Annotated in this window: 19 protein-coding genes; 9 read left to right on the forward strand and 10 right to left on the reverse strand. The window is 71.5% G+C overall.

The genetic code is table 11. The features are described 5' to 3' along the window. Positions 1–16: 16 nt before the first annotated feature. Positions 17–274 carry a WhiB family transcriptional regulator gene (locus tag KY5_RS27260; protein ID WP_016639615.1) on the reverse strand — a complete coding sequence of 86 codons (258 nt, stop codon included), beginning with the start codon at positions 272–274 and terminating at the stop codon, positions 17–19. 316 nt (positions 275–590) lie between these two features. Beyond that, positions 591–1,559 carry a diacylglycerol/lipid kinase family protein gene (locus tag KY5_RS27265; RefSeq protein WP_098244703.1) on the reverse strand — a complete coding sequence of 323 codons (969 nt, stop codon included), beginning with the start codon at positions 1,557–1,559 and terminating at the stop codon, positions 591–593. Between the two features lie 80 nt (positions 1,560–1,639). Between KY5_RS27265 and KY5_RS27270 the strand changes: the two genes are divergently transcribed. Continuing rightward, positions 1,640–2,098 (forward strand): hypothetical protein, encoded by a 459-nt coding sequence (locus KY5_RS27270; RefSeq protein WP_098244704.1) that lies wholly within the window; start codon positions 1,640–1,642, stop codon positions 2,096–2,098. A 48-nt stretch (positions 2,099–2,146) separates the two neighbouring features. Here the strand turns inward: KY5_RS27270 and KY5_RS27275 are convergent, their stop codons facing one another. The 3 genes from KY5_RS27275 to KY5_RS27285 form a co-directional block, all read right to left on the reverse strand. Then, on the reverse strand, positions 2,147–3,178 hold the full coding sequence (locus tag KY5_RS27275) for an RNA polymerase sigma factor SigF (RefSeq protein ID WP_098244705.1): 1,032 nt from the start codon (positions 3,176–3,178) through the stop codon (positions 2,147–2,149). Then, complete coding sequence (locus tag KY5_RS27280; protein ID WP_030780840.1) at positions 3,175–3,588, reverse strand: anti-sigma regulatory factor; 414 nt, start codon at positions 3,586–3,588, stop codon at positions 3,175–3,177. The genes KY5_RS27275 and KY5_RS27280 overlap by 4 nt, the downstream gene beginning before the upstream one ends. A gap of 259 nt (positions 3,589–3,847) precedes the next feature. Next, positions 3,848–4,108, reverse strand: a complete 261-nt coding sequence (locus tag KY5_RS27285; RefSeq protein WP_055551725.1) for a UBP-type zinc finger domain-containing protein — start codon at positions 4,106–4,108, stop codon at positions 3,848–3,850. A 46-nt stretch (positions 4,109–4,154) separates the two neighbouring features. On the opposite strand from KY5_RS27285, the gene KY5_RS27290 reads away from it, so the two are divergent. Next, a complete protein-coding gene (locus tag KY5_RS27290; protein ID WP_098244706.1) occupies positions 4,155–5,753 on the forward strand; it encodes a Na+/H+ antiporter in 1,599 nt (532 codons plus the stop codon). Here the strand turns inward: KY5_RS27290 and KY5_RS27295 are convergent. The 4 genes from KY5_RS27295 to KY5_RS27310 form a co-directional block, all read right to left on the reverse strand. Continuing rightward, the gene (locus KY5_RS27295) at positions 5,732–6,691 is read right to left on the reverse strand and encodes a 1-aminocyclopropane-1-carboxylate deaminase/D-cysteine desulfhydrase (protein WP_098244707.1); all 960 of its coding nucleotides are present in this window, start codon (positions 6,689–6,691) and stop codon (positions 5,732–5,734) included. The two genes, KY5_RS27290 and KY5_RS27295, sit on opposite strands and share 22 nt — an antisense overlap. A gap of 63 nt (positions 6,692–6,754) precedes the next feature. Further along, the gene (locus tag KY5_RS27300) at positions 6,755–7,345 is read right to left on the reverse strand and encodes an N-acetylmuramoyl-L-alanine amidase (RefSeq protein ID WP_098244708.1); all 591 of its coding nucleotides are present in this window, start codon (positions 7,343–7,345) and stop codon (positions 6,755–6,757) included. A 139-nt stretch (positions 7,346–7,484) separates the two neighbouring features. Then, positions 7,485–7,721, reverse strand: a complete 237-nt coding sequence (locus KY5_RS27305) for a hypothetical protein (protein ID WP_098244709.1) — start codon at positions 7,719–7,721, stop codon at positions 7,485–7,487. A 102-nt stretch (positions 7,722–7,823) separates the two neighbouring features. After that, complete coding sequence (locus KY5_RS27310; protein ID WP_159072603.1) at positions 7,824–10,427, reverse strand: bifunctional lysylphosphatidylglycerol flippase/synthetase MprF; 2,604 nt, start codon at positions 10,425–10,427, stop codon at positions 7,824–7,826. Between the two features lie 183 nt (positions 10,428–10,610). Here KY5_RS27310 and KY5_RS27315 point away from each other — a divergent pair, with 183 nt between their 5' ends. The 6 genes from KY5_RS27315 (at position 10,611) to KY5_RS27345 (ending at position 17,075) form a co-directional block, all read left to right on the forward strand. Further along, positions 10,611–12,017: a family 2B encapsulin nanocompartment shell protein gene (locus tag KY5_RS27315; protein ID WP_098244711.1), complete on the forward strand. Its 1,407-nt coding sequence runs from the start codon at positions 10,611–10,613 to the stop codon at positions 12,015–12,017. Positions 12,018–12,125: 108 nt separating this feature from the next. Next, positions 12,126–13,214: a family 2 encapsulin nanocompartment cargo protein polyprenyl transferase gene (locus KY5_RS27320; RefSeq protein ID WP_199843264.1), complete on the forward strand. Its 1,089-nt coding sequence runs from the start codon at positions 12,126–12,128 to the stop codon at positions 13,212–13,214. Between the two features lie 307 nt (positions 13,215–13,521). Next, positions 13,522–14,136 carry a GNAT family N-acetyltransferase gene (locus tag KY5_RS27325; RefSeq protein ID WP_098244713.1) on the forward strand — a complete coding sequence of 205 codons (615 nt, stop codon included), beginning with the start codon at positions 13,522–13,524 and terminating at the stop codon, positions 14,134–14,136. A 587-nt stretch (positions 14,137–14,723) separates the two neighbouring features. Continuing rightward, a complete protein-coding gene (locus KY5_RS27335; RefSeq protein ID WP_234362880.1) occupies positions 14,724–15,671 on the forward strand; it encodes a DUF1648 domain-containing protein in 948 nt (315 codons plus the stop codon). A gap of 4 nt (positions 15,672–15,675) precedes the next feature. After that, the gene (locus KY5_RS27340) at positions 15,676–16,035 is read left to right on the forward strand and encodes a GntR family transcriptional regulator (protein ID WP_098244715.1); all 360 of its coding nucleotides are present in this window, start codon (positions 15,676–15,678) and stop codon (positions 16,033–16,035) included. Positions 16,036–16,232: 197 nt separating this feature from the next. Further along, entirely contained in the window at positions 16,233–17,075 is an 843-nt protein-coding gene (locus KY5_RS27345; RefSeq protein WP_098244716.1) for a hypothetical protein, read from the forward strand. Between the two features lie 14 nt (positions 17,076–17,089). Here KY5_RS27345 and KY5_RS27350 read toward each other — a convergent pair whose 3' ends face one another. Further along, positions 17,090–17,602 carry a CGNR zinc finger domain-containing protein gene (locus tag KY5_RS27350; protein ID WP_098244717.1) on the reverse strand — a complete coding sequence of 171 codons (513 nt, stop codon included), beginning with the start codon at positions 17,600–17,602 and terminating at the stop codon, positions 17,090–17,092. Between the two features lie 578 nt (positions 17,603–18,180). On the opposite strand from KY5_RS27350, the gene KY5_RS27355 reads away from it, so the two are divergent. Then, positions 18,181–18,984: an EamA family transporter gene (locus KY5_RS27355; RefSeq protein WP_234362881.1), complete on the forward strand. Its 804-nt coding sequence runs from the start codon at positions 18,181–18,183 to the stop codon at positions 18,982–18,984. Positions 18,985–18,994: the final 10 nt, after the last annotated feature.

The raw sequence follows: 18,994 nt of genomic DNA on the forward strand, positions 1-18,994 counted from the left end.
GTAGGGGGCGTGGTCGTCAGGCGCTGGCCTGGCGTGCACGGTTGCGAGCGGCGCGGCGCTTCATTGCGCGGCGCTCGTCCTCGCTGAGGCCACCCCAGACGCCGGAGTCCTGGCCGGACTCGAGCGCCCACTGCAGGCACTGCTCCATGACGGGGCAGCGGCGGCAGACGGCCTTGGCTTCCTCGATCTGCAGCAGCGCAGGACCGGTGTTGCCGATAGGGAAGAAGAGCTCGGGGTCTTCCTCGCGGCAAACGGCGTTGTGACGCCAGTCCATGGCTGCTACCTCTCCTTGGTATTACATGCGGGTTGCTTGTGAATGTGAACGCTTTCACGAATCCCCCCGCACGGGAAGGGCCGACAACCAGTCGCCTGGTGTGGACCTGTGGTGGAGGAGGGGTTCTGGCTCTCTGTGGGGCCGATGTTGCGGGCCGTCCCGATCGCCATGTAGAGATTCGCAAACCTCGGCGGCGGATACAACCCCTTCAGGAAAGTTTTTTTTGATTCCTCAGTGTCGACTGGGTCACAGCCGTACTTCTATGGGGTGGACCCTGGTCTAAACGTTCGAGTGAAAGGACTTTAGGCCCTTCCACTCACACAATCACACGCAGTGCACGGCGTACGCCTGTGAACGTCACGCTCGTCCGCAGTCCGAGGTGGTCGCCGTCCATCTGGAGGGGGAGGGGGACCTTCGATTGCAAGGTGAAGTCCGTGAGGTCGTGGAGCGTAACCGCGTGCTTACCGTGCGGTCCCCGATCCGGCGTCGACGTCAGGAGCTGCGTGCCGTACCTGGCCACCGCGGCGGTCGAGAGCTTCTTCAGGCCCAGCACGTCCAGGCCCGTGTCGAAGGACGCCTGCGGGGACGCGTACAGGGGGCGATTGCCCAGGTAGGAGTAGGGGGAGGTGTTGCAGACTATGGACATCACCAGGTCGGTCACCGGGTCCTCGCCGGGCTGCTCCAGGGTGATCATCCCGTGCCTGCGGTGCGGCTCGTCGAGGAACTGACGGAGCACTTGGCGCACATAGAGGGCGTGCGTCGAGCGCCTGCCGAGCTCCCGCTGCTGTTCGACCCTGCCGACCACGCCGCCGTCGAAACCGAGACCGGCGCAGAACGTGAACCAGCGCGACGGCACGGCTTCGTCCTCCGTGCCCGGAGTGCCGCCCGCGATGCCCAGCCCCACCGTGCGCTCGCTGCCCTCGCGCAGGGCGTCGAGGAGGGCGCCGGTGGCCTCCACGGCGTCGTTCGGCAGCCCCAGGGCGCGCGCGAAGACGTTGGTGGAGCCGCCGGGCACGACGGCGAGGCGGGGGAGCCTGTCCGGGTCGGGGCCGTGGTGCAGCAGGCCGTTGACGACCTCGTTGACCGTGCCGTCGCCGCCGAGGGCGACGACCAGCTCGATGTCCTTGCTCTCCGCGGCCTGCCGGCCGAGGTCCCTGGCGTGGCCGCGGTACTCCGTAGTGACCGCCTCGAGCTTCATCTCGCTGGCGAGGGCGTGGACCAGGACATCACGCGTACGCGCACTGGTGGTGGTTGCCGCTGGATTGACCACGAGGAGTGCACGCATGCGAAGCAGACTACCTAGCCGTCTTTACCTGGCCTAGACCGAGGTGCCGGGCCGCGCCTACGCAGAGCTACCCTGCTGGAGTGAGTACTGAGCGGAAACCCACCCCCGAAGCCCCTCAGGCGCCCGAGACGGGGCCGCGCCCCGGTCGGCTGTCCGCCGCCGCGGCACTCGCCGGTCTGGAGGGGCTCGCCCTCCTCGGCGGGGGTGTCTACATGCTCGTGATGGGGCTCGCGGGCTCGCCCGACAGCCCGCGGCAGGCCGAGACGGGCGGCATCACGCTGATCGTCCTCGCGCTGCTTCCGCTGCTCGCCGCGCGCGGGCTCCTGAAGCTGCGCAGCTGGAGCCGGGGGCCCGCGATCATCACGCAGATCATGGCGCTTCCGGTGGCCTGGCAGCTGCTGCAGGCCGACAGCGCGGCGATTCCGGCGGGCATCGCGCTCGCGGCCGTGGCGATCGCCTCGCTCGTCCTCCTGGTCAATCCCGCGACGACCGAGGCCCTGGGGATCCGGGGCCCCGGTGATGTGCAGGACCAGAAGTAGTCACTCCGTGAAGTAACTACTCCGCGAAGTAATCACTCCGCGAAGCAGTCACTCCTCGACGAGGAGCTTCTCGCGCAGTTGCGCGAGCGTGCGTGCGAGCAGGCGCGAGACGTGCATCTGGGAGATGCCGACCTCCTGGGCGATCTGCGACTGCGTCATGTTGCCGAAGAAGCGCAGGAGCAGGATGCGCTTCTCGCGTGGCGGCAGGTCCTCCAGGAGGGGCTTGAGCGATTCGCGGTACTCGACGCCCTCCAGGGCCTCGTCCTCGGCGCCCAGCGTGTCCGCCACGGCCGGTGACTCGTCGTCCGTGTCGGGGACGTCCAGGGACAGCGTGGAGTACGCGTTCGCCGACTCCAGGCCCTCCAGGACCTCCTCTTCGGAGATGGCCAGCTTCTCCGCGAGCTCGTGCACGGTGGGGGAGCGGCCGTGCAGCTGGGACAGCTCGGCGGTCGCCGTCGTCAGCGCGAGCCGCAGCTCCTGAAGACGCCGGGGCACGCGGACCGCCCACCCCTTGTCGCGGAAGTGCCGCTTGATCTCGCCGACGACCGTCGGCGTCGCGTACGTGGAGAACTCCACGCCGCGCTCCGGGTCGAAGCGGTCCACCGACTTGATCAGACCGATCGTGGCGACCTGCGTGAGGTCGTCGAGCGGCTCGCCGCGGTTGCGGAAGCGGCGGGCCAGGTGCTCGACGAGCGGCAGGTGCATGCGGACCAGCTGATTGCGCAGCTCCGCGTACTCCCGACTGCCGTCCTTCAGGGCGCGCAACTCGATGAACATCGCGCGTGCGCCGCTGCGGTCCTGTGGATCGTGCCGGCTGTGCTCGTGCTCGCTCATGTTTCCCGCCCGTCGCCCGCCGCCTCGGCCGGAGAGCTTCCTGAGCCCCTCCTCGGCGGTCGGCTCTGCCTGCTCCGACACATCGGCCACTGTCAGCGGACCCGGCTTCCCCGGGTCCTCCGGGTGCGGCTTGGCCTGCTGCTCGGGGATTCCGGTGGTCATACGGGGCATCCCCTCCCTGCCGCCGACGGGCAGACCTCGTGTGCCACGCTCTTCGTCCCGCACCGGCCCGTCCCCGTTCCTCACGCCGGCCCGGGTCCCGCGCCGCGCTTCTTGTAGAGGCTGATCGAGACGGTGTTGTCCTCGGCGACGGTGGAGTCGACCTGGCCCGCGAGGGCCGACAGCACAGTCCAGGCGAAGGTGTCCCGCTCAGGGGCCCGGCCGTCGGTCGTGGGTGCCGAGACCGTCACCTCCAGTGAGTCGTCGACGAGCCGGAACACGCAGCTGAGCACGGAGCCGGGCACGGCCTGCTGGAGCAGGATCGCGCAGGCCTCGTCGACCGCGATCCGGAGGTCCTCGATCTCGTCGAGAGTGAAGTCCAAACGCGCCGCGAGGCCGGCCGTCGCCGTCCGCAGCACCGACAGGTAGGCGCCCGCAGCCGGAAGGCGGACCTCCACGAAGTCCTGATTCCCGGGCTCGCCTGCGATCTGGGACACCCTCACCTCCAAGGTGGTACAAGCACTTTCGGGGCTCCGGGCCTGCCGTGCAGCGGCGGGTCCGGACTGCGTCACACGGGTAACGCACCACGTCGTTCTGCGGTGACGCTACCGCGCTCCCCAGCTCCGTGTCCCGGGGACCCCGCCCCGATGCTGTCACTCATAGTAAGCCTACGGGTACGGACAGTGGCTAGGGGTCTGCGGGCCCAATTGCAAAGTACGGGCCGTCACTTCAACAGGGGGGTGACGTACCCAGGGCTCAGACGATCGAACCGTCCACGAAGCACCAGCGCCAGCTCTCGCCCGGTTCGAAGGTACGCATCACCGGATGTCCGGTGTCCTTGAAGTGCGCCGTCGCGTGCTGGAACGGCGACGAGTCGCAGCAGCCCACGTGCCCGCACAGCAGGCACAACCGCAGTTGGACGGGGTGGCTGCCGACCGCGAGGCACTCGAGGCACGTTTCGCTCAGCGGCTCGGGTTCGGGGTGCGGCAGCGCTGTGACGTGCGAGCACTCGTTCATGATGGCCAGGTTACGACGGGAACGTGGAACGCGGAGGGGTCTGGCGATGGACGTATTGCCGCTGGTGGCACTGATCGCGGCGAGCGCGGTGGTGGCAGGTGCCGCGCGCAGGACTCCGGTGCCCGCGCCGCTGCTCCTGGTCGGGGTGGGGCTCATCGCCGCCTACGTCCCCGGAGTGCCGGGCTACCACCTCGATCCGCACGTCGTGCTGCCGCTGATCCTGCCGCCCCTGCTGCACACGGCCGCCCTGGAGAGCTCCTATCTGGACCTGCGCGCCAACCTCAGGCCGGTCGCGCTGCTCTCGGTCGGTTACGTCCTGTTCGCCACGCTCGCCGTCGGCTGGCTCGCGTATCTGCTCATCCCCGACCTGCCGCTCACCGCCGCGCTCGTCCTCGGCGCCGTCATCGCGCCCCCGGACGCGGTCGCGGCGACCGCCATCGCGCGCCGGGTGGGGCTGCCCTCGCGGATCACCACGATCCTCCAGGGCGAGTCCCTGGTGAACGACGCGACCGCGATCACCGCCTACAAGGTCGCGCTCGCCGCGGCCGTCGGCGAGGGCGCGAGCTGGGCGGGCGGCATCCAGGAGTTCCTGGTGGCCGCGGTCGGCGGGGTCGGCGTCGGGCTGCTCCTGATGGTGCCGATCCACTGGCTGCGCACCCACCTGAAGGAGGCGATGCTGCAGAACACGCTGTCGCTGCTCATCCCCTTCGTCGCGTACGCGGCCGCGGAACAGGTGGGCGCCTCCGGAGTGCTCGCCGTGGTCGTCGTCGCCCTCTACCTGGGGCACCGCTCCTGGCAGGTCGACTTCGAGACGCGGCTCCAGGAGGCCGCGGTGTGGCGGGTCGTCGCGTTCATCCTGGAGTCGGCGGTCTTCGCGCTCATCGGGCTCCAGCTGCCCGTCGTGCTCAAGGGCCTCGGCGAGTACAGCGTCGGACAGGCGGTCTGGTACGCGGTCGGGGTCTTCGTCTTCGTCGTGCTCGTGCGCTTCGTGTGGTCGTATCCGGCGACCTATCTGCCCCGGTGGCTCTCGACGCGGATCAAGGAGCGCGAGGACGACATGGACTGGCGGCGGCCGCTGATCGTCAGCTGGGCCGGGATGCGGGGCGTGGTCTCGCTGGCGATCGCCTTCTCGATCCCGCTCGTCATGGACGACGGGGAGCCCTTCCCCGCGCGCAATCTTGTCCTGTTTCTGACCTTCACCACGGTGATCGGCACGCTCGTCGTGCAAGGACTCTCGCTGCCGTGGCTGATCCGTGTCCTGAAACTGCCGGGCCGGGACGCGCAGGCGCAGACCCTCGCGGAGGCGCAGGCCCAGAACGCCGCCTCGCAGGCCGCGGAGGCCCGGGTGGAGGAACTCATGCGGGACCGCCGCAACTGCCTTCCTCCGCCCCTCCAGGACCGTCTGCGGACCGTTCTGGAGCGGCGCCGCAACTCCGTGTGGGAGCGGCTCGGCCAACCGAACCCCGTCACGGGGGAGTCGGCGGACGACACCTACCGCAGGCTGGCGCGCGAGGCGATCGCCGCGGAGCGGGAGGTCTTCGTGAGGATGCGGGACGAGCGGCGCATCGACGACGAGATGATGCGGACGCTGCTGCGCAAGCTGGACCTGGAGGAGGCGGCGGCCTACCGGGAGGTCGAGGACTGAGAGGTGTCCTCGCGCGCGCCGGTGATCACGGCGGTGAGGCGGGTCCCGGGGCGGAAGGCGCCCTCTTCGGAGAGGGCGGTCAGCGCGTACAGGAGCTTGGCCACGTAGAGGCGTTCCACGGAGAGGCCGAGTTCGTCGCCGTGCCGGTCCTCGAAGTCCTCGGCGAAGGCGCGCAGTTCGGGGGTGGTGCGGGCGTAACCGCCGCAGTGGAAGCGGTCGTCCAGGTGCCAGTTGGCGGTCGGGGCGCCGAACGTGCCGCGTTGCAGCGCGCGTATCTCGGGGCCCAGGAAGCCGCCCTTGAGGACCGGTATGCCAAGCGCCCGCCGGTCCGGGCCGAGCCCGGCGGCCAGGCCCGCGAGGGTGCCGCCGGTGCCGCAGGCCACGGCCGCCACGTCGGTGCTCTCGCGCAGTTCCTCGCCCAGCGCGGTACAGCCGCGTACGGCCAGGGAGTTGCTGCCGCCCTCCGGGATCACGTACGCGTCGCGGGCGCCCGCCGCGCTCAGGAGCCCGGCCAGCGTCCCGGGCTCGTGCTTGCGGCGATACGTCGACCTGTCGACGAAGCGCAGCCGCATGCCGTCGGACACGCAACGGGTCAGGGACGGGTTCAGGGGACGCTCGGCGAGCTCGTCGCCGCGCACCACGCCGATCGTGGCGAGCCCGAGGAGACGGCCCGCGGCGGCGGTGGCGCGCAGGTGGTTGGAGTAGGCGCCGCCGAAGGTGAGCAGGGTGTCGTGGCCCGCGTCGGTCGCGGCCGCCAGGTTCAGGACGAGCTTGCGGAACTTGTTGCCGGGCAGGTCCGGGTGGATCAGGTCGTCCCGCTTGAGTCGCAGCCGCACGCCGTGGCGGGTGAAACGGTCGTCGTCGACGTCCTGCAACGGCGACGGCAGCCGGGGCCGCAGGGCGGCCGGGGCGGGGGTGACGGGCGGGGTGGGACGCACCCCGCCATTGTCCCCCGTGGCACGCCGTCCGGCAGGGGAGCCCCTTGCCGGGCCCTCGGCGCGCTACTTGAGGCGCTCTTCGATGCGGTCCCTCATCCAGTCCATGGTGAAACCGCGCGGGTCCACCTTGCCCGGCTGCCACTCCAGGTGGCCGATGACCGAGCGTTCCGTCCAGCCGTGGTGGCGGCAGATCGCGGCCGAGACCTTCTCGATCGCCTCCAGCTGCTCATCGGGCCAGGGGTCCTCGCCGTCGCCGAGGTTCTCGCACTCGAAGCCGTAGAAGTAGCGGTTGCCGTCGGTGTTCGCCTCGTTGTCGGGCGGCAGCCGCTTCTCGGCGATGACCGCGCGCAGGACGTCGTCGTCGCCGAGCCCCGCGTGGTTGGCGCGGCCGTAGCCGACCAGGTGGACGTGGCCGTCCTTGGTGATGACGCCGTGGCAGAGCGGGCCCGGCAGCGACGCGTAGCCGTCGCGACAGATCTCCACCGTGCGCTGGCTGCCCGACGTCACCGTGTGGTGGATCACGACGCCGTGCACGGGGCCCCAGGGGCCCTTGTGGTTGCGGTTGTGGTGCTCCCAGTCGCCTACCTCGACGACGGTCACGCCTTCGTCTCGCAGGATGTCCAGGAACCTGCCAGCGGACATGGGTGGGGCCATGACCGTCTCCTTTGCAAGGCGCGACGGCCGCCGGTCGCGGTCCGCCTCGTATGCCCTGCTTGTACCGGAACTCCGGTGCCCGGACCAGTTGTTCGGAAGCAATCCGGTGGCTGTTCGGGCACCGTGCGAGCCGATCCGGTCAGGTGCCGTGCAGGAAGCCGTCGCCGTTCGCCGCGACGTGGCTCTCCAGGGCCTGGAGTGCCTGCTGGGTGGCCTGGGGAGAGCCGGTGCCCCGGCGCTCCGCGTAGTACGCGGCGCCCAGCTTCTTCAGGAGGGCGTCGCCCGCGCGCTTCTCCTGGACCTCGTCGACCTTCTGCTTGCCCTGCGCGAGGGCGCTCTGCGCCTGTTCCTTGGCGCGATCCAGGAAGCCTGCCATTGCTGTCTCCTGTCGGTCGGTGCGGTGGGTACGGGTGGGGCCGGTGCCCCGCGTGTGGTCTGAACGGGTGCGCGGATCTTGTAGTTCCCCGCACCCGTGCGGTCACGCCGTGAGCTTGCGCATCAGGCGTACCCCCTGGGACGGCTTCATGTGCGGCAGATACGCCTTGCCGATCGCCCGGGTGATGTTGGGCAGGGCCGCCGGATCCGGGTAGCACATGTACATCGGGTGGTACCTGGGCTGGAACTTCGCCTTGAAGTTGAGCAGCGAACGGAATCCGTAGACCGGTTCGAGGACGCGGCCCGCGTGGTCCAGGAGGCGTTGCAGGGCGGCGGGCGGCTCGCCGGTGTCGGAGCGGGCCAGTGGCGCTCCGGAGAGGCTCAGGAACTCGGCGCCCTCCTCCTTGAAGCCGAGTGCCGCCGACGCGATCAGGAACTCCATCGAGCCGCGGAACCCGTCGGAGCGGCGTCGCATGAAGTCCAGGGTCCAGCCCACCGGACGCGGCTCGGCGCCGTCCCCGAGCGCACCGACGTCTCCGTAGACCGGCATCCAGCTCGTGATGCCGTGCACCGTGCGGTCCTCGTCGACCGCGAGCAGACAGCGCACGTGCGGATCGTCGAGCTCGTCGAGGCCGCCGAGCGTGAAGCCCATCTCCGGCAGCCCCTTGTCGGCCACCCACTCCTCGGAGATCGAGCGGATCTGGTCCGTCAGGGCGATCGGCGCGTCGGGGAAGGAGTGCCACTCGGCGGTGATGCCGTCCTTCTTGGCCTTGTTCAGGGCCGTGCGCACGTCCTGCCACTTCTTGCCCGTGAAGGCCAGCTCCGCGAGCGGTACGACGGTGTCCTCCGCGACCTGCACCGCACTCCAGCCCAGCGCGTCCGTACGGGCCTTGGTCTCGGCGGTGACGCTGTAGAAGCAGGGGGTCCAGCCGCGTTCGTCGCAGTACTCGGCGAAGCCGTCGATCGCGTCCGCGCGCGCGGACGCCGCGCCGAACGGGTCACCCGTGGTGAGCGCGACCGTGGAGTGCACCCGGTAGGCGACCGCGGCCCTGCCGTCCGCGGCGAACCAGTAGTGGTTGCCCGGCCAGGTCGTCAGATACGAGAGCGTGGCACCGCCGTGCGCCGCGAGCAGGGCACGCGCGCGCGTGGCCGCTTCGTCGTCGGCGTGCGTCAGGGGCCGCCGGAACGCCACGAAGAGGGCGATCAGGGTGACCACCCAGAAGAGCATCCCGCAGTACTCGTACAGCGCGAGCGCGGTCCCGCCGACCGGGACGGGGGCCTGGCCCTGGAAGAAGAACGGTTCGTAGCTGGGCGGGAAGAACTGGGTGGGCAGGCCCGACACCAGCTTCGCGAACGTCGCCTCGGGCGTGAACTGGTCGCGCACCGCGTAGCCGATGCCCACGTAGGCGAGGCAGGCCAGCAGGAGCGCGCCGCCGACGGTCCCCAGGAGCCAGGTCACGGTGGCCTTGGCGAGGAGCTGGTCGAAAAGCCTCCGGGCGAGGAGGAGCAGCACGAGGACGAGCAGCGGCAGCAGCATCTGCTCGACGACCGCCTGGATCATCGCGGCCTTCTGGTCGGCCTGCTCGCTGCCCTCCAGGACGTAGCGGTCCGCGTGCGAGGCGATGTCGCTCAGCAGGTACGCCATGAGCCCCAGCCACAGCAGTTGCGCGGCCACCGTGATCCGCCAGGAGAGCCGCAGACCGCGCCGAAGCCCCTCGGCCAGGACCAGGAGCAGCAGCGGGATGGCGATGCCCATGAGCATCGCGGGGGAGCCGTAGAAGTGGTCCTCGGCACGGACGCGGGCGCACTCCGTGCCCGCGCTCACGCAGGCGTCCGCGATCTCCTGGGCGCTCGGGCCGCCCGAGACGTACAGGTCGAGGACGTTGAAGGGGCCGAGCGAGTCCTTGTAGAGCGTGGCGACGAGCGGGCCGATGGCGGAGGCGGCCACCACCAGGGCGACCAAGACCCGGCCCTCGGAGTGCGAGGCGTGCGGCATCCGCAGCCGGTGCGTCTCGCGGTGCGCGAGCGCGCCGAGCCCTAGACCGACGACCGTGCCGAACAGTACGAGGACGTTCTGGAGGTGGCCGACGTACAGCGCGAGCATCAGCGGGAAGACGATCAGGGTCAGCTGGAGCCTGCGCCGCCACAGGGCGCTGAGCCGGAAGCTGAGGAAGGCGCCGACCGCGCAGGCGGCGATGCCGGGCGTGGCGGTCAGGTCCCGCGCGAGGCCGTCGAGCCAGTCCTCGCCCGCCAGCGAGCCGAGCTCGACGACCCCGGTGCCCAGCAGCGAGCCGAGCACCTGCCCGATGAACAGCACCACGCCGGTGCGCGCCGACCCCATGCGCTGTTCGGCCGCCGAGCCGAGCAGCAGCAACAACAGCGTGGATCCGACGTAGTTGCCGATCCCCGAACACCACAGGAGCGACGTCAGCGGCGTCCACCAGCGGCCGCCCGCGAGTGCGGGCACCCCCACGCCCACGTCGTTCAGGAGCGCCTCGGGCGGGCCGCCGCCGAGGCTGCCCGTGAACGCGCCCACCGCCCACAGCGCGACGACGACGAACACGGTGACGGGCGCGCGGCGGGCCGGTTCGAAGGCCCGGCCGACGGCGCGCAGCCAGCGGACCGGGCCCCGCTCACCCGGCGGCGCGAGCGGGGCCGACGGAGCCGGGTCCTCCGCGGCGGCTGCGGATGCCTCGGAGGTGGTCATCTCCCGAGCCCACCAGTCGGCGGGGTCCGACACATCCCGAGCTGGGCCGAACGAGTGGAAACGCCCGCCCTGCCCAGCCGGGGGGAGATCCATTCCCGCTCGTTTGTGTAATGGCGCCAGCACGCTCCGTGCTGGAAGGGTGGGCGGCCTAGACCACCGCGGGTACTGGGGAGGGCATAGCCAATGTCGGTAGGCGAAGAGATCCGTGCCGAGTCGGAGCAGCCGCAGCAGAGTCTCGGCACGTCGGCGGCACGGAATCTGGCCACCACCACCAAGTCGGCACCGCAGATGCAGGAGATCAGCTCCCGCTGGCTGCTGCGGATGCTGCCATGGGTGCAGGTACAGGGCGGTACGTACCGGGTGAACCGAAGGCTGAGCTACTCGGTTGGCGACGGCCGGGTGACCTTCGTGAAGACGGGGGACCAGGTCCAGGTCATCCCCGCCGAGCTCGGTGAGCTGCCCGTGCTGCGCGACTTCGAGGACCAGGACGTGCTCGGGGAGCTCGCGCAGCGCTGCCGCCAGCGTGAATTCGCCGCGGGTGAGGTCCTGGCCTCCTTCGGCAGCGCGGCGGACGAGGTGTTCCTGCTCGCGCACGGCCGCGTCGAGCAGATCGGCACGGGTCCTTACGGCGACGACACGGTGCTCGGGACGCTCGCCGACGGCGCCTACTTCGGCGAGCAGGCGCTCGTCGACGCCGAGTCGATCTGGGAGTACACCACGCGCGCGGTGACCGCGTGCACCGTCCTGACGCTGCCCCGCCAGGACCTCGAACAGGTCGCCGAGCGCTCGGAGTCGCTGCGCGCCCACCTCCAGCAGCTGCGCACCGTGCCTGCGCAGCGCACCAACGCGTTCGGTGAAGCGGCCATCGACCTCTCGGCGGGCCACGTCGGCGAAGCGGTGCTGCCCGGCACGTTCGTCGACTACGAATCGTCCCCGCGCGAGTACGAGTTGAGCGTCGCCCAGACCGTGCTGCGCATCCACACGCGCGTGGCCGACCTCTACAACCAGCCGATGAACCAGACCGAGCACCAGCTGCGGCTGACCGTCGAGGCGCTCAAGGAGCGCCAGGAGCACGAGCTCATCAACAACCGCGAGTTCGGACTCCTGAACAACTGCGAGTACGACCAGCGCCTTCAGCCGCACGACGGCGTGCCCAGCCCGGACGACCTGGACGAGCTGCTCAGCCGCAGGCGCGGATCCAAGCTCTTCCTCGCCCACCCGCGCGCGATCGCCGCGTTCGGCCGCGAGCTCAACAAGCGCGGGCTCGTCCCCGAGACCATCGACGTGGGCGGCACCCGGATCCCGACCTGGCGCGGGGTGCCGATCTACCCGTGCAACAAGATCCCGGTCACCGAGGCGCGGACGACGTCCATCATCTGCATGCGTACGGGAGAGGACGAGCAGGGCGTCGTCGGGCTGCACCAGACGGGCATCCCCGACGAGATCGAGCCGAGCCTGTCCGTGCGGTTCATGGGCATCAGCGAGCAGGCGATCATCTCGTACCTGGTGTCGACCTACTACTCCGCCGCGGTGCTCGTGCCCGATGCGCTCGGCGTACTGGAGAACGTCGAGATCGGCCGCTGGAGGTGAGAGAACGGCCGTGGTCGTGTTCGTGCTCGACGCACCGGGTACATGCCTTTCGTACGCGCCCACAGGCCGAGGAAAAGCCACCGTCCACATCCTTTTCGGGGTGAGTCCATGACGGACACGACGGCAGGTTCGGGGTTCCGTACGGGTTCGGAGGCGGAAGCGGGCGCGGGACGTGAGGCCGGTGAGATATTGGCGGCCGCGCGGCTCTGCGTCGATCCGGAGCTTCGCCGGGCCGTGGACTCGCTGCCCGGGTCCATGCGCCGGGTCGCGCTCTACCACTTCGGTTGGGAGCACGCGGACGGTACGGCCGCGGCCGGCCACGCGGGCAAGGCCATCAGGCCCGCGCTCGTGCTCGCCGCGGTGCGGGCGCTCGGCGGGGAGCCCGCGATGGCCGTGCGGGCCGCGGCGGCCGTCGAGTTGATCCACAACTTCACGCTGCTGCACGACGACGTAATGGGCCGCGACCCCACGCGTCGGCACCGGCCCGCCGCGTGGACCGTGTTCGGTGACGCCGACGCGATCCTTGCCGGGGACGCCTTGCAGGCACTGGCGCAGCGGCTGCTCGCCGAGGACCCCCATCCCGGGGCCTCGGTGGCGGCCGCCCGCCTTGCGGCGTGCGTGGTGGAGTTGTGCGCGGGGCAGCACGCCGACTGGGCGTTGGAGCGGCGCGGGCCCGACGAGGTCACGCTCGACGAGTGCCTCGCGATGGCCGAGGCCAGGACGGGGGCGTTGCTCGGGTGTGCGTGTGCGCTGGGGGCGGTGTACGCGGGGGCGGGCTGCGAGGAGGTCGAGGCGCTCGACGGGTTCGGGCGCGAGGCCGGGCTCGCGTTCCAGCTCATCGACGACGTCATCGGGATCTGGGGGGATCCGGGGCGGGCCGGGAAGCCCGCGGGGGCGGATCTCGCGGCCCGGAGGAAGTCGTTGCCCGTGGTGGCCGCGTTGGGGTCGGGGACGGTGGCCGCGGGGGAGCTGGCGGAGTTGTACGGCACGGGGGCGGCGGGATCGGGTTCGGGGGAGGGTGAGTTGGCGCGGGTCGCCGTGGCCGTGGAGAGGGCCGGGGGACGGGACTGGGCGCAGGTGCACGCGGCGGACCGGATGTCCCGGGCGGTGGGGCAGTTGGCGCGGGCCGTGCCCGATCCGGAGGCCGCGGGTGGGTTGTTGGCGCTCGCGGAGTTCGTCACTCGCCGTACGTATTGAGGGTGCGGCTTAAGGTGCGGCAGCTTGCGGGTGCGCCAGGGGCGGGTGCGTGACGCGTCGGCTCGTTGGACGTCGGCTCGTTGGGTGTCGCCCGCCCCGTGATGCGCTCGTTGGGTGTCGCCCGCCCCGTGATGCGCTCGTCCCCTCACACAGCCAAGCAGCCAAGCAGCCACGCATCCACGCAGGTACGCAGGTATGCATCCACACAGGCACGCAATCACGCAGCCACGCGGCCGTCCGCCCACGGAGGTGATCGCTTAGGGTGCAACCGCTGGCGTGAGCGGTGTAGTTGGGTGAGGTGTGGGCTGTGGGTGTGGCGATACGGCGGGCCGGGGTGGCCGATCGGGCGGACATCGTCCGGCTGCTCGACGAGGCGTTCCTGCGGGATCCGGTGAGCAGTTGGGTGTTTCCCGGCGAGGAGCACCGGCGGCGCATGCACGGCGGGCTGATGGCGGCCTTCTTCGATCTCGCGCTCGCCGAGGGGTACGTCGATGTGACCGAGGACGGCGATGCCGCCGCCCTGTGGTGGTCGGTGCCCGGCGGGGTGGCCGAGGGGGAGGAGGACGGGCCCGCGCTGCTGCGTGAGGCCGTGGACGCCGAGAACGAACGCGTCGAGCTCATCGGGCGGTTGACGGACGCGATCCACCCGACCGACCGGGCCCACGAGTATCTGCACATGATCGCCGTGCGGCCGGAGCGGCAGGGCGAAGGGCTCGGCACGGAGTTGGTCAACGCCGTCCTCGAGCGGTGCGACCGCGACGGGCTGCACGCCTACCTCGAAGCGAGCAACGCGCGCAGCCGCGACCTGTACGCGCGACTCGGGTTCGTCTTCATGGGGACGGCGCTGGACCTGCCCGACGGCCCGCGCATGTGGCCGATGTGGCGTGAGCCGCGCGGAGTTGTGGGCGGGGTCAGCGGCTGACGGCGCGGGGGCTGCCTCGCTGTTCGTGGCCGGAATAGCCTGAAGCCATGGGCAGTGATGGGGGCGGGGCAGGCCCCGGAGTGCAGGGTGAACCCGTGTGCGCGCGCTGTGGGCAGATCGTGGGTACGGCGATCCGGCGGCGCAAAGTGCTCGGGGTGTTCGTCCCCGTGTGGGGGCCGGGACCGTGCCGTAACCCGGAGTGTGCGGCGTACGTCGTGGACGAGGAGAGCGGGGAGGCCGCCGTCCGGCGTCGCGGGCACGGGCATTCCCACTCGCGGGTCAGGTCCAGGGGCCGACGGGACGCCGAGGGCCCCGGGGTGTCCGGGGGCGTGGGTTCGTCCGGCGGGGAGGACGCGCCGGACGTCGGGAGTGCCGATGCCGGGGCCGCCGGGGGCCGTTGACACGGAAGGGCGGTGGGTTGTTCGCCTTCTTGCGCCTTCTTGCGCCTTCTTGCGCCTTCATTGTTCTAGTAGGATGCGAACAAGGGAGGTTTTCATATGTCGCAGGTTGAGGGGTTCGTTGGAGATTCCGGTCGCGGGAGTCGTCGCGCCGATGCTCGTCTTGTCTCGCTCGCCGTCCTGCCTTTCGTGCTCGCGTTCCTCGTGGAGTTGGCGGTGTACGCCGCGCTGAGGGACCGGCTGCCCGGGCGGATGGCCAGTCACTTCGGTCCCGACGGCGCCGCCGACGGGTACGTCGGGCGGGGCGCCTTTCTCGCCGTGGGCGGCGGGCTGTTCGTGGGGCTCGGCGCGGTGGGCGCGTTCGTGGCGCTGAAGAGCGGATATCGCGCGTACCGGCGTGGAGTGGTGGGGCTGCTGGCCGGTTGCTGGGCGACCGCCGCGTTCCTCGGGTGGCCGATGACGGCGAGCCTCGTCGCCAACCGTGACCTCGCGGACGGCGCGTCGGCCCGGTTCCCGCTGTGGCAGTTGGCCGTGACCGTCGGCGTCGCCGCGGTGGCGGCGGGGATCGGGGCCCTCCTCGGGCTCGCGCTGGCCCGGCGTACGGCGCTGCCGGACGTGCACGGGGGCGGCGCCGTGCGGGACACCGATGCCGCGCGGCTCGGGCTCGGCGATGCGGAGCAGGCCGGGTGGGTGCGCAGGACGGGCTCGCCGTGGCTCTTCGGGCTCGGTGTCGCGACGGCCGGGGCGGGGGTCGGCCTGGCGTGGGTGCAGCGGGAGTGGGTGGCCCCGCTCTCCCTGGTCGCGGCCGGGCTGCTCGTCGCCGCGTTCGCCAGGCCCTGCGTCGCCGTCGACCGGCGCGGTCTCACCGTCTCGCCGAGCGTGGTGCCCTGGCCGCGCGTACGGCTGCCGCTCGACCGGATGGAGCGGGCGGACAGCGAGTACGTCAACGCCGTTGGCGACTACGGGGGTTGGGGCTACCGGGTGTGGCCAGGGCGGTCCGGGATCATCCTCAGGTCCGGCGAGGCGCTGGTCGTGCGGCGCACGAGTGGCAGGGTGTTCGCGGTGACCGTGGAGGACTCGGCCACGGCTGCCGCGCTCCTCAACACCCTGGTCGAACGACGGACCGCGGAGCGCTGACGACATGTTGTTCCGGATCGATACGACATCGGCCGTGCCGCTCGGCGACCAGATCGCGGCCTGCGCGCGCCGCGCCGTCGTCGACGGCAGCGTCGGCCCCGGGGAGCGGCTGCCCGCCGCCCGGATGCTCGCGGGATCGCTCGGCGTGAACGTCCACACCGTGCTCCGCGGCTACCAGCGCCTGCGGGACGAGGGGCTGATCGAGCTCCGCAGGGGGCGGGGTGCCATCGTCGCCGACAGCGCGGCGGCGCGGGCCCGCGCCCAACTCGTGGAGCGGGTGCGGGAGTTCGTATCGGACGCGCTCGACCTCGGGCTTTCCGATGACGAGGTTCTCTCGATGGTGGGGGCCGCCCTGAAGGCGTGAGGCCGTCCGGGGGCCCGGCTCCGGCGGGGGTAGGGTCCCACGGTCGGTGATGTCGCCCGGGGAGGGGTTCGATGAGGGCGCGGTGGGGTGTACTCGCTCTGGTGGGGGCGGTGTTGGCGGTGTTGGCGGGGTGTGGGGCCGGGGGCGGTCCTGGTGGCGGGGTCTCAGGTCGCGAGCCGGAGGACGGCGAGCCGCGCGTGAGGACCAGCGCGGACGTCCCCGAACTCCCCCTGGATGCCTATGAGTTGAGCGACCGCGACAACCGCCGCATGGGACAGGCGAAGTCGCGTCTCGTGCAGCGGTGCATGCGCTCCTACGGCTTCGCCGACTTCCCCCTCAACCCCCGGCCGGAGCCGTTTCCGAAGATGGGGTCGGCCTTCACCTCGACGGTGGTCTCGATCTCCCCGTACGGGACGCTGGACCTCGGCCACGCCCGCCGTTGGGGGTACGGCTTCGACCCGGACGCCACGTTCACGCCGAAGGCCGAGGGGCCGGAGGGGCGGGCCGTGACGCAGCGGGAATACGAGGTGCTGAACGACTTCGGCGAGGCCGGGCGGACGGCCGCCGTGGTGAACGGCCGCAAGGTGCCCAACGGCGGCTGCACCGGGGAGAGTTCGCGTCGGCTGCTGGGCGACGAGACGAAGCGCTCGCGCCTGTGGGCGTATGTCGACGAGCGCGCCGAGGAGATCGACAAGGTCGTCGCCAAGGATCCGAGGGTGCGCAGGATCTTTGGCGAGTGGTCGCGCTGCGTTCAGGACAAGGGCTACAAGGCGTACGAAAGTCCGCGCGACGCCTTCCGTGACAAGGCGTGGCGCGACGGGGCCCCGGACGGCAACACCGCACGTAGCCAGCGGGAGTTGGGGACGGCCGTCGCCGACGTCGAGTGCAACAGGAAGCTGAACGTCGCCGGGGTGTGGTGGGTCGTCAGCGACGAGGAGCAGCGCGCCGACATCCGTCGCCACGCGGCGCGGTACGAGGCCGTGCGCGCGGACCAGGAGCGGCTGCGGGGGACCCTGCGCGAGGTGCTCGGCGAGAAGTGAGGGCCGCGGGGTCCTCAGTGCCGCCGTCTTTCGCGGTGGCGGGCGACCGCGTCGTTGTTCGCACAGCGCACCGAGCAGTACGCGCGGCGGCCGTTGCGGGACGTGTCCACGAAGGCGGTGCCGCAGGGCGTGCGGGCGCAGCGGCCCAGGCGGTGGGCCTCGGCGAAGCAGACGACGTAGGCGAGGCCCGCCGCAGTGAGGGCGCGGACGTGGGCGGCCGGATCCGCGGCGGGGGCGCTGTAGTGGAAGTGCGGGTGGCCGTCGTGCAGGGAGATGCGGGGGCTGCTGGAGGCGTGCGCCAGCAGGGCGTTGACGCGGGCGCAGCGGCGGGGGAGGTCCTGCGGTCCGAAACACTCCGCGAGGCGTACGGCCCAGTCGCGGAGGTCGGCCTCCTGGGCGGTGGTGAGGGCGTGGTCCGTGACGCCGCGCGCGGCGAGGAGCGGGGCCAGAGGGGGTGCGGGGGCGAGGGAGTTGACCAGGTCGGCGGCGAGCAGGGCCGCCTCGCCCCCGTAATGGTTGAAATGCATAAGGGCATGACATCACGCTGACGGGCGTGAGAGATGTGGCGCGGGACTCGGGGAGTGGCGAGGCGGCGAAGGGCTCGGCGGGGGGTGAGGGGACGGAGAGCTCGGGGAGGGGTGAGGCGACAGGGGGCTTGGGGAGAAGCGAGGCGGTGAGGGTCTCTGGAAGGGGTGAGGCGGTAGGGGGCTCGGGGAGAGGCGAGGCGGCAGAGGGCCCCGGGCGAGGTAAGGCGGCGAGTGGCTCACGGAGTGGTGAGGCGGCAGAGGGCCCGGGGAGGGGTGAGGCGGCGAGGGGCTCAGGAAGGAGCGAGGCGGCGAGTGGCTCGGGGAGAGGCGAGGCGGTAGGGGGCCTGTGGGGAAGCGAGGCGGTGAGGGTCTCAGGAAGGGGTGAGGTGGTAGGTGGCTTGCGGAGAGGTGAGGTGGCACAGGCCCCCGGGCGAGGTAAGGCGGCGAGTGGCTCGGGGAGAGGCGAGGCAGTAAGGGGCTCGCGGAGTGGTGTGGTGGCAGAGGGCTCGGGGAGGGGTGAGGCGGCGAGTGGCTTGGGGAAGGGCGCGGTGCGGGGTGCTCGCGTTGCTGTCGGGCTCGTGTTTGTGCAGATCGTCAGCCTGCAGTGCGGGTCCGCGCTGGCCAAGGGGACGTACGGTCAGGTCGGGCCCACAGCGCTCGCCGGGATGCGGCTCGGGTTCGCCGCGCTCGTCCTGTGGACCGTGGTCCGGCCACGGCTCTCGCGGCTTTCGGCCGCGCAGTGGCGGGCCGCGGCCGGGCTCGGTGTCGTCTTCGCCGGGATGAACTCCGCGTACTTCCAGGCGATCCGCCACCTCCCGCTGGGCGTCGCGGCGACCCTCGAACTCCTCGGCCCGCTGGCCCTCGCGCTCGCGCTGTCCCGCAGGGCCGCGCACCTCCTGTCCGGGCTGCTCGCGCTCGCCGGGGTGCTGTTGCTCGCGGTGCCGGGTGGTGCGCTGCCCGGCGTCGGCGTCATGGCGGGGGCGGTGGCCGCGCTGTGCAGGGCGGGTTACGTGGTCCTCAACCAGCGGGTGGGGCGGCTCTTTTCCGGCTGGGACGGGCTCACCGTGGCGCTGGGCATCGGGGCGTGCCTGCTGGTGCCGGTCGCGGGGGCGGTCGACGGACGGTCCGTCGTCGAGCATCCGGCGCTGCTCGGCACCGGGTTCCTGGTCGCGCTGCTCTCGTCGCTGATCCCGTACTGCCTGGACATGCTCGCCCTGCGCCGCATCGGCGCACGAGCCTTCGGCGTACTGCTCGCGCTGGGGCCCGCGGTGGGCACCGGCGTGGGCTACGCCGCCCTCGGCGAGCGGCTCGGGCTCCGGGAGTACGCGGCGGTGGCGCTGGTCGTCGCGGCGGCGGCGTGGTCCGTGCGGACGGCGGAGTGAGGGCGCGGGC

Source organism: Streptomyces formicae (assembly GCF_002556545.1).
Lineage (GTDB): Bacteria > Actinomycetota > Actinomycetes > Streptomycetales > Streptomycetaceae > Streptomyces > Streptomyces formicae_A.

Coding starts and splice junctions, on each gene's coding strand:
- KY5_RS27290 (WP_098244706.1), top strand. CDS start 4,155: ATGGACGTATTGCCGCTGGTGGCACTGATCGCGGCGAGCGCGGTGGTG.
- KY5_RS27350 (WP_098244717.1), bottom strand. CDS start 17,602: ATGCATTTCAACCATTACGGGGGCGAGGCGGCCCTGCTCGCCGCCGAC.
- KY5_RS27340 (WP_098244715.1), top strand. CDS start 15,676: ATGTTGTTCCGGATCGATACGACATCGGCCGTGCCGCTCGGCGACCAG.
- KY5_RS27320 (WP_199843264.1), top strand. CDS start 12,126: ATGACGGACACGACGGCAGGTTCGGGGTTCCGTACGGGTTCGGAGGCG.
- KY5_RS27300 (WP_098244708.1), bottom strand. CDS start 7,345: ATGGCCCCACCCATGTCCGCTGGCAGGTTCCTGGACATCCTGCGAGAC.
- KY5_RS27285 (WP_055551725.1), bottom strand. CDS start 4,108: ATGAACGAGTGCTCGCACGTCACAGCGCTGCCGCACCCCGAACCCGAG.
- KY5_RS27265 (WP_098244703.1), bottom strand. CDS start 1,559: ATGCGTGCACTCCTCGTGGTCAATCCAGCGGCAACCACCACCAGTGCG.
- KY5_RS27310 (WP_159072603.1), bottom strand. CDS start 10,427: ATGACCACCTCCGAGGCATCCGCAGCCGCCGCGGAGGACCCGGCTCCG.
- KY5_RS27305 (WP_098244709.1), bottom strand. CDS start 7,721: ATGGCAGGCTTCCTGGATCGCGCCAAGGAACAGGCGCAGAGCGCCCTC.
- KY5_RS27260 (WP_016639615.1), bottom strand. CDS start 274: ATGGACTGGCGTCACAACGCCGTTTGCCGCGAGGAAGACCCCGAGCTC.
- KY5_RS27315 (WP_098244711.1), top strand. CDS start 10,611: ATGTCGGTAGGCGAAGAGATCCGTGCCGAGTCGGAGCAGCCGCAGCAG.